This is a genomic window from Neolewinella aurantiaca (genome assembly GCF_008014675.1).
Classification (GTDB): domain Bacteria; phylum Bacteroidota; class Bacteroidia; order Chitinophagales; family Saprospiraceae; genus Neolewinella; species Neolewinella aurantiaca.
Genome location: NZ_VOXD01000019.1, coordinates 66,348 through 79,704, shown reverse-complemented (window position 1 = coordinate 79,704; position 13,357 = coordinate 66,348). Strand labels below are relative to the sequence as shown.

General features: G+C 54.0%; 14 protein-coding genes. 3 read left to right on the top strand and 11 right to left on the bottom strand.

The window, feature by feature from the left end:
• Positions 1-19: 19 nt before the first annotated feature.
• The 3 genes from FUA23_RS13260 to FUA23_RS13250 all read right to left on the bottom strand — a co-directional run bounded on the left by FUA23_RS13260 (position 20) and on the right by FUA23_RS13250 (position 2,254).
• Entirely contained in the window at positions 20-367 is a 348-nt protein-coding gene (locus FUA23_RS13260; protein WP_222707032.1) for a VanZ family protein, read from the bottom strand.
• A gap of 105 nt (positions 368-472) precedes the next feature.
• Complete coding sequence (gene gcvH, locus FUA23_RS13255; RefSeq protein ID WP_147931227.1) at positions 473-862, bottom strand: glycine cleavage system protein GcvH; 390 nt, start codon at positions 860-862, stop codon at positions 473-475.
• A 93-nt stretch (positions 863-955) separates the two neighbouring features.
• Positions 956-2,254: a citrate (Si)-synthase gene (locus FUA23_RS13250; protein ID WP_147931226.1), complete on the bottom strand. Its 1,299-nt coding sequence runs from the start codon at positions 2,252-2,254 to the stop codon at positions 956-958.
• A 392-nt stretch (positions 2,255-2,646) separates the two neighbouring features.
• On the opposite strand from FUA23_RS13250, the gene FUA23_RS13245 reads away from it, so the two are divergent.
• Positions 2,647-3,234, top strand: a complete 588-nt coding sequence (locus FUA23_RS13245; protein WP_147931225.1) for an HD domain-containing protein — start codon at positions 2,647-2,649, stop codon at positions 3,232-3,234.
• 23 nt (positions 3,235-3,257) lie between these two features.
• On the opposite strand, the gene FUA23_RS13240 is transcribed toward FUA23_RS13245, so the two are convergent.
• From FUA23_RS13240 to FUA23_RS13210, 7 genes are all read right to left on the bottom strand, one after another.
• Entirely contained in the window at positions 3,258-4,088 is an 831-nt protein-coding gene (locus FUA23_RS13240; RefSeq protein ID WP_222707031.1) for a TPM domain-containing protein, read from the bottom strand.
• 141 nt (positions 4,089-4,229) lie between these two features.
• Positions 4,230-4,661: a TPM domain-containing protein gene (locus tag FUA23_RS13235; RefSeq protein WP_147931224.1), complete on the bottom strand. Its 432-nt coding sequence runs from the start codon at positions 4,659-4,661 to the stop codon at positions 4,230-4,232.
• Positions 4,662-5,252, bottom strand: coding sequence for a LemA family protein (locus FUA23_RS13230; protein ID WP_147931223.1), 591 nt, complete (start codon positions 5,250-5,252; stop codon positions 4,662-4,664).
• Positions 5,249-6,313, bottom strand: a complete 1,065-nt coding sequence (meaB, locus tag FUA23_RS13225) for a methylmalonyl Co-A mutase-associated GTPase MeaB (RefSeq protein WP_147931222.1) — start codon at positions 6,311-6,313, stop codon at positions 5,249-5,251. The genes FUA23_RS13230 and meaB overlap by 4 nt, the downstream gene beginning before the upstream one ends.
• A gap of 209 nt (positions 6,314-6,522) precedes the next feature.
• Positions 6,523-6,759 (bottom strand): hypothetical protein, encoded by a 237-nt coding sequence (locus FUA23_RS13220; RefSeq protein WP_147931221.1) that lies wholly within the window; start codon positions 6,757-6,759, stop codon positions 6,523-6,525.
• Between the two features lie 3 nt (positions 6,760-6,762).
• A complete protein-coding gene (locus FUA23_RS13215) occupies positions 6,763-7,728 on the bottom strand; it encodes a potassium channel family protein (protein ID WP_246144203.1) in 966 nt (321 codons plus the stop codon).
• Positions 7,729-7,881: 153 nt separating this feature from the next.
• Positions 7,882-8,919 (bottom strand): dipeptide epimerase, encoded by a 1,038-nt coding sequence (locus tag FUA23_RS13210; protein WP_246144201.1) that lies wholly within the window; start codon positions 8,917-8,919, stop codon positions 7,882-7,884.
• 247 nt (positions 8,920-9,166) lie between these two features.
• On the opposite strand from FUA23_RS13210, the gene FUA23_RS13205 reads away from it, so the two are divergent.
• The gene (locus FUA23_RS13205; RefSeq protein ID WP_147931218.1) at positions 9,167-10,294 is read left to right on the top strand and encodes a Wzz/FepE/Etk N-terminal domain-containing protein; all 1,128 of its coding nucleotides are present in this window, start codon (positions 9,167-9,169) and stop codon (positions 10,292-10,294) included.
• A gap of 146 nt (positions 10,295-10,440) precedes the next feature.
• On the top strand, positions 10,441-11,910 hold the full coding sequence (locus FUA23_RS13200) for an O-antigen ligase family protein (RefSeq protein ID WP_147931217.1): 1,470 nt from the start codon (positions 10,441-10,443) through the stop codon (positions 11,908-11,910).
• On the opposite strand, the gene FUA23_RS13195 is transcribed toward FUA23_RS13200, so the two are convergent.
• On the bottom strand, positions 11,895-13,304 hold the full coding sequence (locus tag FUA23_RS13195; RefSeq protein WP_147931216.1) for a hypothetical protein: 1,410 nt from the start codon (positions 13,302-13,304) through the stop codon (positions 11,895-11,897). The genes FUA23_RS13200 and FUA23_RS13195 overlap by 16 nt on opposite strands.
• Between the last annotated feature and the right edge of the window lie 53 nt (positions 13,305-13,357).

Below are 13,357 nucleotides of genomic sequence, written 5' to 3'. Positions count from 1 at the left end.
ACTATTGAGTTTATAAAAGTTAATCGTTGAGATCCGCCGCCGTTGCAGAGGTCTTTTTTCTAAGTAGTTTGAACAGGTAGTAAACGAGCCCTCCGAGAACGGCACCCAATAAATTGGCCACCATGTCTACAGGGTCAAAATGCCGTCCTGTTCCGCTGATTCCTTGTAGTATTTCCATCAAAACGCCGAAGCCGGCAGCGATAAAAACAGAACGAAGAATCACCCATTTAATACGGCCCTCCGAAAAGGTTACCGACAATAATAGGGCAAAAACACCGTAAGCACCAAAGTGAGCCACCTTATCGGGCGAAAAAAGTGAAAACCAGTCAGGAATTGACGGCACGTTTCCACCAGGCAGAAGACTCACAACGATGAGAAATAGTGTGTAAGCACCTGAGGCAAACCATTGTATGCGCTGCTTACGGGAAGAAGATGCCTTCGGATATTTTTTTGGTGGGTGTTCCAAAAAAAATTATCCGATCAGGTCCTGGTACTGCTCCGGAGAGAGCAGACCTTCGCGGTCATCAGCATCGGCAAGTTCAACCTTGATGATCCATCCTTTACCGTAAGGATCCTCGTTTACGAGTGTTGGGTTGTCGCCCTCGTTCTCGTCGAGTTCACTGTTGAATTCGATTATTTTGCCGGCAAGTGGCAAGAAGAGGTCGCTGGTGGTCTTTACCGCCTCGATGGTCCCAAAGACCTCGTTGCGCTCCAGTTCTTCTCCTACGGTTTCCACTTCCACGTAGACAAGTTCATCGAGGGCATCCTGAGCAAAGTCAGTGATTCCTACCGTAGCGGTATTTCCTTCAATCAGAACCCACTCGTGTTCCTCGGTGTAAAAAAGGTTTGCTGGTACGTTCATTATTGGTCTGTTGGTTGGTTAGGCTATTGGTTGGCCGCCTGTTGAAGGTTGGTGCGCCAGCCCGGAAGCCCGGCGCACCAACGAACAAGCAGTTTATTTAAGTTGATCTTTGATCCAGTCGCTGGTAACGGACTTCGGCCGTTCGAGTGGCATACCGAGGGCGCGGGTCCAGATGCCGGCAGCCAGTACACCCAGGGCTCGACTGACTCCGAATAGTACTGTGTAGAAGCTATACTCACTAAAGCCGTAGTGAACGAGGAGTGCTCCTGAGTGTGCATCGACGTTGGGCCACGGGTTCTTCACTTTGCCAAGTGCTTCGAGCATCGGAGGAACCACATCGAAAATCTTCCAGACCGTTTCGATCAGGTCGCTGTCTTTGATGTACTCTTCAGCAAAGCGGCGCTGAGCAGTAAAGCGCGGATCGGGCTCCCGGAGAACAGCGTGGCCGTAACCAGGGATAACCTTGCGGGCGTCCAGGGTTTCCTGTACGTACTGCTGGATTTGTTCTTTCGTAGGCGTCTTGGTGCCAAGCTCTTCGATCATCTCGAAGATCCACTTGATTACTTCCTGGTTGGCAAGACCGTGCAGCGGGCCAGCCAGAGCATTCATACCCGCAGCAAAGGAACGGTAAGGGTCTGAAAGCGTAGATCCTACCAGGTTGACGGTATGTGCAGAGGCGTTTCCTCCTTCGTGGTCGGCGTGAATGGTGAGGTAAAGGCGCATCAGGCTGCGGAAGTCTTCGTCGTCGCTGCCCAACATGTGAGCGAAGTTAGCGGACCAGTCGAGGCTGGTGTCGGGAGCGATGTGCTCGCCACCCTTAAAGGCGCGGCGGTAGATGTAAGCAGCTACCCGCGGCAGGCGGGCGATGAGGTTCATACTGTCTTCGTAGACGGCGTCCCAGTGATCGGTCTTGGCCATGCCTTCGGCGTAGCGGCGGTCGAAAATACTGTCGGACTGCATCGCCATGATACCGATGGTGAACTGGGTCATGGGGTGAGTGTCGGCCGGGAGGCTGTCCAGGGTGGTGTACACCTGCTGGGGAACTTCGGCGCGGCTCTGCCAGTCTTTGGTGAGGGCGTTGACTTCTTCCTCGGTAGGAATTTCACCGGTAAGCATCAACCAGAACAAACCTTCGGGCAGAGGCTCGCCCTGAGGTCCGCTGGGGAGTAATTTTTTGATTTCAGGAATAGAATAACCGCGAAAACGAATACCTTCCTGAGCGTCGAGTTGGCTGGTTTCCCAAACCATCATTTTGATGCCACGGGCACCACCGGTGATCTGGCTGAGGGTTACCTCGCCCATCACTTTATCGCCATGTTCTTTGCCGATGGCGCGAAGTTCTTTGTAAAGGGTGAGTGCTTTTTCTGCAAATTTCTGTTTAAGACTATCCATTGTGGCGGGAGCGTTTTATGCGACTTAGCTTTTTTTGTAAGCAGTGCTTGACTATTAAAGAGTACAAAGGGAGTAACGCCATGAATACTCTTCGGTTCGTGGCGAGAGAGGGCATTGGGCCCTGACGGGCAAATAACGTGTATTTATGCCGTCTTTCTAAGCGTTGCTTCCCTAAAATTTGTCGTGACAGCCATTTTAGAGTCATACTATGGTGATTCACCCGATTATTGCCGCAAATCGTTGCTTTTCCAACCAGGCTGTGCACCTGCGGTCGCGCCGTCAGATTTTGAAAGGGGCGCAAACGCAGGTGCAGGCAAGGTTCTGAAAAGCACAGGAATCGAACATGAATCAGCTTACCGGCCTTTGCATTACTACAACAAACTGCATACTCAATGATACAGCGCCTCTCCCGGATAACCCGGGCCGTTGGGCGTCATGTCGGGCAATTGCTCATCCATGACCTTCCCGCAGACAGAATATTTCATAACCTCCACCATACCATCGACGTGGTACAAGGTGTCCTTGAAATCGGGGAGGCGGAAGGATTGAGCCAGAAGGACCTGGAAATTGTGTTGCTGGCAGCCTGGTTTCATGATACCGGGCACACGAAAGTATACGCCGGCCACGAAGCTGAAAGTTGCGTCATCGCCCGGGAGTACCTGGAGCGGAAAGCCTATCCGGCAGAGGACCTCGAAAAAGTACTGGGTTGTATCAGAGCAACAAAAATGCCGCAGTCGCCAAAGAACCATCTGGAAGAAGTCCTTTGCGATGCAGATATGTACCATCTGTCTCATCCGACTTACGAACAAAGCCAGGTACTGCTGCGCGAAGAATGGTGGCTGACGCTGGGCCACGAGCGGACCGATCAGGAATGGGAACAGGAAAATGATTTGTTCCTGCTCGAGCATAGTTACTTCACCCACTACGGGAAGAAAGAGCTACAGCGGCGGAAAGATATTTATGGTTTAGGAGTGGGGTGATTGCCAGCGCTGCAAAGTCTGCTCTACCAGCCACCGCCGGCTCCACCGCCGCCGAAGCCACCGCCGCCGAAACCGCCGAAGCCACCACCTCCGCCTCCAAAGCCGCCGCCTCCGCCGAAGCCGCCACCTCCGCCGCCGGGGAAGATGATAAAGCCGCCGCCTCTGCGGCGTCGGCGCCGGACTTTTCTGCCGGGGTCGTCCATGTCATAAGGACCGTTGCGCCAGTAACCACCATCGTCGTCGTCATCATCATTGTGCTGGTTGCCGTAGTAAGAAATGAGGATGAAGACAAGCAGGATGAGCCCCATGATGACGATGGGAGGGATGCCACCCCCGCCACTGGCGGGGACTTCATCGGCGGTGTACTCTCCTTTGCCCAGCTCCATGATCGTGGTGGTCGCCTCGTCGATACCAACATACACCCTTCCCTGCCGGAAAGCTGGCGTCATTATGTTATCGATGATGCGTTTTGCGAGGATGTCGGGTAAGAAACCCTCGGCACCGTAGCCCGTCAGAATCTGGATGCGGCGTTCATTTTTTGCGATGTACACCATCACGCCGTTGTCGTTTTCTGCGGTTCCACCCACACCCCAGCCGTGGGCGATGGCCAGGCCGCGGTCAAAAGCTGTTTCGCCCTCCAGCGAGTTTTCGGTAACTACCGCGATCTGGGTTGAAGTTTCCAGAGCATACTGGGTCAGCTTGCTGCGCAACCGGTCCTGTTCGCTACGGCTCATCATACCCGCATAATCGTTAACGAGATCGTTCGATTTAGGGGGGATGGGACGTTGGGCGGCCAGTTGGAGAGATACCAGAGCGACCAGCAACAGAAGGGTTGCGCGCTGTAAGAATCTCACGGGGTATGTGGTGGAAGGTTTGATACTTGCTTATTTATTGGGTCAGAGCTTCGGGATAGAAACCTCTTTTAGTGACGATGGGCTGAGTGAAAGCCTGAGGCCTCCGTCAGCCCATCGCGATATGATCGTGGCCAGTGGGTGTTATCCGCCGTAGCTGATTTCATCCGGCAGTTCATTAACGTCGTCCGTCTGATAAGGGAAATAGGTTTTCAGTTGAGCACCAACTTCGTCTATGGCTAACTCGATACCGCGGGTAAATTCGCCCTTGCGGAAGTGTTGTTCCATTATGTCGCGGGTACTGTCCCAAAACCCAGAGGGAACCACTTTATCGATTCCTGTGTCGCCGATGATAGCGAACTCGCGGCGATCCACTTCCAGAAGGATGAGGACGCCGTTTCGATCGGCAGTTTTATCCATCCCCAGCTGATGGAACACCCGCTTAGCGACAGATATGGCGGCCACTTCGGCGCCTACCTCTACGTGTACACGGATTTCACCCGATGTAGCTAATTCTGCTCTGCGGATTGCAGCTACGATAACGGCTTCCTCGTCCTTGCTGAAAAATCGGATCATCTAGTCGAAATTTACTTCTGGTGCATTGGCAGTTCCGGCTTGTGCCTCGAATTGGGGCTTCTCACTGAAGCCGAAAACGGAAGCGAAGACGGTGCCGGGGAAACGACGAACGCTCTTGTTGAATGCAGTTGCCTGCTCGTTGAAGCGCTTCCGGGCAGTTGAAATCCGGTTTTCTGTTCCTTCCAGTTGTACCTGTAAATCGCGGAAACCCTGGGTTGCCTGCAGGTTCGGGTAGTTCTCGGCGGTAGCGAGAAGGCGGCCGAGGCCCTGAGAAAGCTGACCCTGCGCTGCCTCGAACTGCTTGAGTTGTTCGGCGGTCATGTTGCTGGGGTCGATGTTGATAGAGGTCGCTTTGGCACGGGCGTTGGTAACTGCTTCGAGGGTGCTTCTTTCGAAGTCGGCAGCACCTTTAACGGTATTGACCAGGTTGCCGATCAGGTCGGAGCGGCGCTGGTACTCGGTTTGGACGTCGGCCCACTTCAGTTCCACGTCTTCTTCGCCGTCAACAAAACCGTTGTAGCTGCCACAACCGGCGATGAGTAAGACGGCAAGGACAGCAATGACAATGCCTAATGTTCCAATTGATTTCATGTTTCGGAATTTTTATTCTCTATGTGTTTTGATTGGTAAAACTTCGCCAAAATAACACCCGAGGTGTTAGAAAGGGAGGAATGTTCGTCGAGAATACGCCCAGGTTCGTCGGTTGTTCGCACCTCGCGGTTCATAAATTTGCGAAAATCGGCAAGCAGGCGGTGTTCTGCGTGTTCTTTCAGCCACGCAACCCGTTGGGTTGCCCTGCGGGTCCGGAAATAGCCGGTTGCCTCCATTTTGGAGGCGTATTCTCTGAGTTTTTCGAGGATGTTGGTCAGGCCCTTACCGGTCAGAGCACTTATGTTTAGCACCGATACGGTCCACCCGTCGGGCCGGGCCGGTGCGAGGTGAAGGCCTCTGCGGAGTTCGAGGGCGGTTTGTTTGGCTGCCTCAGGCAGCCGGTCTGTTTTGTTGACTGCGATGAGGTCGGCCAATTCCAGGATGCCACGCTTTATGCCCTGGAGGTCATCTCCTGCTCCGGGCTGGGCGAGCAGCAGGAAAGCATCGGTCATACTATGAACTTGCCATTCGGCCTGCCCGACGCCGACGGTTTCGACGATGATGTAATCATAGCCGGCGACTTCGCAAAGGAGGACGGCCGCCCTGCTGGCGGCTCCCACACCGCCGAGGTGCCCGCCCGTTGGGCTGGGGCGGATGAATACGTTGGGGTGGCGGGTGAGCTCCTCCATCCTCGTTTTGTCGCCCAGGATGCTGCCGCCGCTAAGGCTGCTGCTGGGGTCGATGGCCAGTACCGCCAGCCGGTGCCCTGCGTTCGCTACTTCCAGCCCGAAGTGCTCGATGAAGGTAGATTTGCCCACACCGGGGGTGCCACTGATGCCGAGCCGAAAGGTGGGGCTGGCTGGCTCGTGTTGGAGCGCAAGGTTTACCAGTTCATCGGCAAGGCGGCGATCTTCGGGTTGCGTTGATTCCAGTAAAGTGATGGCTCTGCCCAGCGCACGACGGTGGCTGGGCGATTGTAGCTCCGTGATCAGACTCGCCGCCGAGACCGGCCGCTGAGCCGGTTGGTGTTTTAGATTTGGATTAATTGATTTACTGGACAAATATTCGTGGTTTAACGCAGCCTTAAGATAAGCTCCTAAAAATAAGTAAAAGGGACGCCCGGCTTGTTACTACAAGCAAAATTATTCCGTCATTGTAAATCGCCCGGTCGTCATCCCTTTTGTTTCCGATCGCACCCTACTTAACCGTATTACGCGAGTCTGCCCCGGAGGTTCTTGGTTTGATGCCGGGCTTTTTATCATTGCTCCTGTCAACTTTCTCCGGCACCTGCGTCCGCGCCGCCTTCGTCTCTGTTGCCCACCCTGAAGTAGTGCAGCGGCCCGAGAAAGGTCAAATTTACAATCCCGAAAATCAAGCTGTTGATGAACGCTACTTTGGCGGGGACGTCGTCCCACATCAAACGATACACCAGGTAGTACGTCGGTACAATGAAGATGTACAGAACAAGGCAGTAGCGCAGGGTACGTTTCAGTCTGGGGGTAAGCATACATTAGATTTTGAGGGCGTTGCGAAGGGCCAGAATTTGCGGCTGGCTCCCGACAATGATAAAACTTTCACCTGGTTTGAGGACTGCCATCGGGCCGGGATTGACGTTGTACTTGCCCGCCCCGGAACGATGGCCTATTACGTTTACGCCGGATATTTCCCGCAGGTTCATGTTCATTATGGTTTTTCCCCGCATCGTGTCCGGCAATTGATCGTAGCGGATTTCCTCGAAGCCGATGTCACTGTCGAGTTCGTTGGTAACGTAGCTGAAAAATTCGACGGCTCCGGGCTTGCTGATCAGAGTGGCCATGTAAAAACCTCCGATCTGCTCGGGTAGGATCACGTTACTGGCACCGGCACGCATCAACTTTTGGCGGCTGCGTATGGAATGGGCACTGGAAATGATACGCAGTTTGGGGTTGAGTTCTTTGGCCGAAAGGACAATGAAGAGGTTGTCTGAATCGTCGTTCAGAGAAGTGATGAGGCCAACAGCACGATCAATGCCAGCTTCGCGGAGCACCTCGTCGTGGGTGGCATCACCATCTACGTAGAGAACTTCAAAGTCTTCAAATTCGGGAATATCCAGTTTTTCCAGATTTTCCTCAATCACCACGAAAGGCTGCCCCTGTTCTTTGAGGTGGCGGGCGACTTCGCGTCCGTAGCGCCCGAAACCACAAATAATGGTGTGGCCTTTCAGGCTGTCTACTCTTGCCTGCATGTAGCTCCGTTCCATAAGCTCGAAAATTTTACCTTCAATGATGTAGTACGAAAAGGTTGCCAGGGCATAAGCGAAAACCCCGATGTTCAGAATGATCATAAAGGCCATGAAGAGCCGGCCGGCCTCGCTGAGCGGCTGTACTTCAGAAAATCCCACCGTCGAAATAGTGATCACAGCCATGTAGAAGGCGTCGATCAGGGTATATTCCTCGATGAAGACGAGGCCCAGCGTTTCCACGGCAATTGTCCCCAATACGAGGTAAAGGGCAAAGCGAAGGTCAAGCGCTGTGCGCCTGAGGCCAAGTCGGGTGAGTATGCGGTAGAGGAGGCGGATTGTTTTCTTAATACTTTGGTTCGTTGGCGCAAGGTAAGGTTCAATGCCGCAACGAATTAAGTCTCTTACGATCTAAGCGATAAGTTCCACCCCGATCCCCGGCCGGTCGGGGTAAATGGCATAGCCGGTTACGGGGTCAAAGGTCACTCCCCGGGCGGGATCATTGGTGATGAGCATGGCACCGTCCATGTCGGCGTAATCGAGTTCGGGCAATAACTGGGCGATACCACTGATGCCAACACTGCTTTCGGTCATACAGCCGGCCATTACTTTTAGCCCTTGTTCACGGGCACGGGCGATCATTCTGCGGGCGGGCGTAAGGCCACCGCACTTTACAACCTTAATGTTGATGCCGTGGAAGTACCGGGCGCACCGATCTACATCGACTTCGGTCTGGCAACTCTCGTCGGCAATGATGGGTAGGGCGCTGTGTTGGAATACCTCTTTTTGCCCGGTAAGGTCGTCCGTTTTCAGGGGTTGCTCGATGAAGACAACTCCGAGTGCTTTCAATTCGTGGCTCAACGCAATGGTCTGCTCCGCCGTCCACCCGGTATTGGCATCTACGTAAAAAGGAGCTTCGGTGTGCTTGCGCAGGGCACGGATGATGGCCAGGTCGTCGTCTCCGGCACCGAGTTTTATCTTGTAGATGGGCCAGGGAAAGGCTTTGAGCTTACGCACCATTTCTTCAACCGGGGCAAGGCCTATGGTGTAACAGGTTGGGGTTTGCCTGAGCTTCGCTTCTCCATAGCGGTCGGGCGAATCCATACTTGTTTTTCCGCGCCAGAGGTGGCGCAGCGGGACGCCCTGCACTCGGGCGCGGAGGTCTTCAAGGGCAACGTCCAGGGCGCAACGGAGGAAGGGGTGCAGATCCGGAGCGACCTCTTCAAGAAAGCTTTCCATCGATTCCGGGAGGTCCTTTTTTTGCGCGAACGCAGGTGCCAGGTCGGTTAAAACCCGGGTACACTCTGCGGAGTCGAGCCCGTAATAGCTCGTCATCGGGGCTTCTCCGTAGCCACTTATTCTGGTGGTCATTGAAACGGTGCTTAATTCAACGATCAGTGTAGGCTGTTCTGTCCGGCTGCCGTGGGCAATGCGGAAAGGATTAGCCATTGGCAAAGTATAAGGATGAACAATTAGCTGCATGAGAACAAAAATAGGGAGTTGGCAGCTATAGAAGTCATATACCTGAACCACTTCGTTTCAGGTATAACTCGAAGAGCAGACGTCATTTGTCTGCTTTCTGTACTTTGACATCTGTTCCCCCTCCCAAGGCCACGATTTTATTACAGAACCAATCATAAACCCAGGCGTACCCCAAAACCGTACCTTTGCGCCCCAATCACAACCAACGAATCTTATGGCAAGAAATAAGCAAGGCGATACATCTCCGCCGTTCCATCTGCTGAGTGCGCTCCGCAGTCTGTGGCAATGGCGCAAGCAGATAATTATTGTCACCATTGCCGGAACGGTACTGGCGGCTGTTATCTCGCTTCTATTGCCGGTTTACTACGCAGCCAGTACTACTTTTCTGACGATCAGTCCTGATCAAATCTCCATCGATGGGGTATTCGGTAATTCGGGCGGACGGATGCAATTCTACGGAACAGGCGACGACATAGACCGCGCCATGTCGGTTGCAGAAAGCGACGCTCTGGTAGATTTTATGGTCGATAAATTTGACCTCTATTCTGTTTACGACATCGACTCGACGAAGGCGAAAGCACCGCTCTATGTCCGCCGTGAGTTTCTGAGTAACTATGACGTGAAGAAAAACGCCCGGGATGCCATCGAACTGAGCATCATGGACCAGGACCCCGAGCGGGTGGCTGAGATGGTGCGGGAGGCCCGCAAACAGGTGAACGATATCAGTCTGACCCTGGTGCGAGGTACCCAGCAGCGCAGCGCCCAGAGTCTGCGCCGCGAGATCAATTCTGCCGAGGAAAACCTGAAGGTAATCGATGAGCGTATCCGGGAGCTGCGGCAGCGTTCCGGAGTGTACAACACCGAGGCACAAAGCGAAGCCCTTGCGACTAAAACCACCTCTTTGCAAAACGACATGGCCACTACGGCGGCTAAGATCGAGTCTTACCGCCGCAACGGCGGTCGGGGTTCGAGGGACAGCATCGCGAAGTACACCGTCCAGCTGGCAGGTTACGAGTCTGCCCGCATGAACCTGGATACCCAGCTCGTCCGCCTCAACGAAAGCCTGGGGCCGTTGGATAATCTGGAAGAAGAGCGACTCCGCCTCAACGATGCTCTGTCCCGCAACCGCATTCGTCTCAAGCAGTTTGAAACCATCCTTGGTACCGATATGCGGGCCATAGAAGTGGTAGAGGACGCCCGGGTACCCGTTGCTAAATCGAGCCCTGTCCGGAGTCTCATCGTGATTGGAGCCCTGGTGTTCAGTTTCATCGCGGCGGTCGTTGGTGTGTTGCTCATCGACTCCGGGCGGCGGTACGATTGGAACGAGATCTTCGAAGAGTAAGGGAGTTGGTGAGTTGCTCCCACTGTTACTACTCATTTCGTTGCCGCTCATTCGCCCGGCGAGTAAGCGAAGCGTCGCGAATGGCAATAGCAACTTAGTAACTCGCTATAACTCAGTGACTCAGTTTAGAATTTTAAACCAGTAACTTGAAAGAAGTACTTCCATCTCCTTCGCCTTCGGTGCGCAAGCTGTTCTACGGTTATGCAGCCCTGGTGCTTCTGTGCCTGGGCGTTGGCATCGGGACGGGGGAGTACTGGCTGATCGGAGCACCCGTTTTGATTTGGGTTGCGGCGCAGGCTTTTCTCGATTTTCGTCCCTTATTCTGGTTGCTGCTGATCACGATACCGCTCAGCACCAACATTTTGTTGCCGGGGGGCTTTGGTACTGATCTGCCAACGGAGCCGCTGGCCATCGGCCTTACCGGGTTGTTGATCCTGCACGCTGCGAAACACTGGCCTTCGTACGATACCAAAGCTTTTGGCCACCCGATTGCCTGGTTACTGTACCTGCACGTAGGATGGATTCTGTTCGCGACCGTATTCAGCGATGGTTTTGTGATCAGCCTGAAGTTTTCGTTGGCCAAGTTGTGGTACGTCGGGGCTTACTTTCTTGTTCCTTTGCTCATCATCAAGACGCCGAAGAAGGTGTCTGTTTTGGTGCACTGTATTTTGTGGCCGTTACTGTTTGTGGCTGTTCAGACGTTGGTTCGGCACGGTGCTTACGGCTTCAGTTTTGCGATGCAGCACAAAACGATGTTTCCGTTCATGAACGAACACGTTTCTTACGCGGGGTGCCTGGCAACCTTTGCGCCCTGGCTGATATTTTTAGGCTGGTGGCTGAAGAGCAAGGGGAAGAAAAACTGGTGGTTGAGTATGGTGATTCTTCCCATCTGGTTGGCAGCGGTGTACTTTTCGTTCACGCGGGCCGCTTTTGTAGCTCTCTTCATGGCCGGCGGTGCCTACTTTATAATCAGGTGGCGCTTGCTGAAGCCAGCCTTGGCGCTGGCTGTTATTGGCGGCATTGCGGTTTCTGTTTACTTCGTCCGGAATAATAAGTACCTGGACTATGCTCCGAATTTTGACACCACCATTACGCATGAGGAGTTCAACAGCCTGATTACCGCAACTTACAAGCTGGAGGACATTTCTACGATGGAACGGTTTTACCGGTGGGTGGCCGCCGGCCACATGGTGCCGTACAGGCCGTATACGGGGTGGGGCCCAGGCACTTTTCTTGAAAACTATAAAGGCTACACCGTAAACGCCTTCCGTACCTACGTGAGCGACAATGAAGGCCAGTCTGGCATCCATAGTTATTACCTGATGACGCTCGTTGAGCAGGGTTTTCCCGGATTGATAATTTTTCTTGTGTACATCCTCGGAGCGCTTATTGTTGGTGAACGGATGTACCACCAGCAAACCGACCCAGCTGCCCGGAACGCAATTATGGCGGCTCTGCTGGCCATGCTCGTTGTGGATGCTTTCAACATCATCAATGATCAGATGGAGACGGATAAAGTCGGCGCACAATACCTGCTCAACCTGGCCATCCTGATCGGGATGGGTAATTACCGGCCGGGTCCGGCAGAGGAAGAGTTGTCTCAGAAATCCACATAAACCGCACTCGCGCGGAACATCCTCTGCTCCTCGACGCGCTTTGCACCCTGCGTCCGCGCCCAATCGATGTCTTTCTCCTTCCGTTGCACAGTGCTCTTACTGGTGAGCACGCTGTACAGGAAAACATACTGGCCGGGCCGGGCCACCTCCCGGATGTCTCCGACTTCAGCGGCCGGGATGCCTTGGGTGCTCCAGAATGGATGAATTCTCCGGTAATAATCGTAAGCGGGCTGCGCGCCGGAATGCAACACCGGCTTGTAACCCGGCTCGAGCCCGGTTACCAGTTTTCTGGAATCGCTGAAACTAAGGGGCGAGGCGTAGTGCCGGACAACGTTGGTTCCTCCCACAATCATTAGCCATAACAAACCGAGCAGGTAAGGAAGCCATTTCTTTTGCTCCGCGAGCAGACCTGCCACATGCACGGTGCCCAGGGTGGCCAAAAGCCACCAACCCGGGAGCGTGAACAGCAATAAGCGGCCGATGAGACTGTAACGGCCCGAAGCCGAAACCGCAAGGACGATCAGAACCGGGAGGATGGCGGTAACTACAAATCTTCGCTTTTCATGCTGCAGCCCGAAAATAGTACCCAGCATCCCCCCCACCATCGCGAGAGCAGTGAAGCCGAAGGCAAGTTTGGGCAGGCTCAGCAGAAGAATGACTGCCCGGTCGGCAGCAAAACCATTTGCCGAAGGCAAAGGGAAAAAGTACGCCTGGTGGAAATTGTTGAGGTATCCGTTGCCGAGGTGAGCCTTAAGAATAAGTACGTATAAAAGCGCGAAAGAAATTAACCAGGAAATGATGCACAATACCCATCCTTTAAGTTCGCCGCGCTCGCTTAGCGCAAGAGCTCCAATACCTACTGCCGCGAGCATAAATACAGACGGTAAAGAAAGCCAGACGGCAAGCGCCCCGGCCAGGGCCCACTTCCAGGAAGGTGCACGCCAGTTGAGTACAGCAGCCAGCAACAAAGATGCTACCCCGAGATCGAGAGCATAAGGTTTCATTTCGCCCACATACCGGAGCACGGTCGGGTTAGCAAAGAGCAGAGCCACCGGCAGCAGGCCCCACCAGCCTGTTTCCAGTTTGCGGAGCGCCAGGAGGAGGCCCGCCAGGGTCATTATCCCGCCCAGCATAGCGGGCAGGCGCAGCGCCCGTTCGCCGTAACCGAACAACTCCCCAAAGAGCTTGCCGGCCACCATGAAAAACGGCGGGGCGTACTGCTGGTGATCCAAAGGCCGGAAAAAACCACCAAAAGAACGGTCGAAAAGATTACGGGCTACATTGGCTTCATCGATGAAGACCGGTCGGGCGTACCACCAGTTGATGGTCCATAGCAGCAAGCCGGCTCCGATGAGACAGTATAACGCGGGGGTCTTGAAACGATGCTTGAGCATTGGTGCGTCTGATTTAGGCGTCTGCAATAGGTGGTTAACCGTGTCTTTTTGAC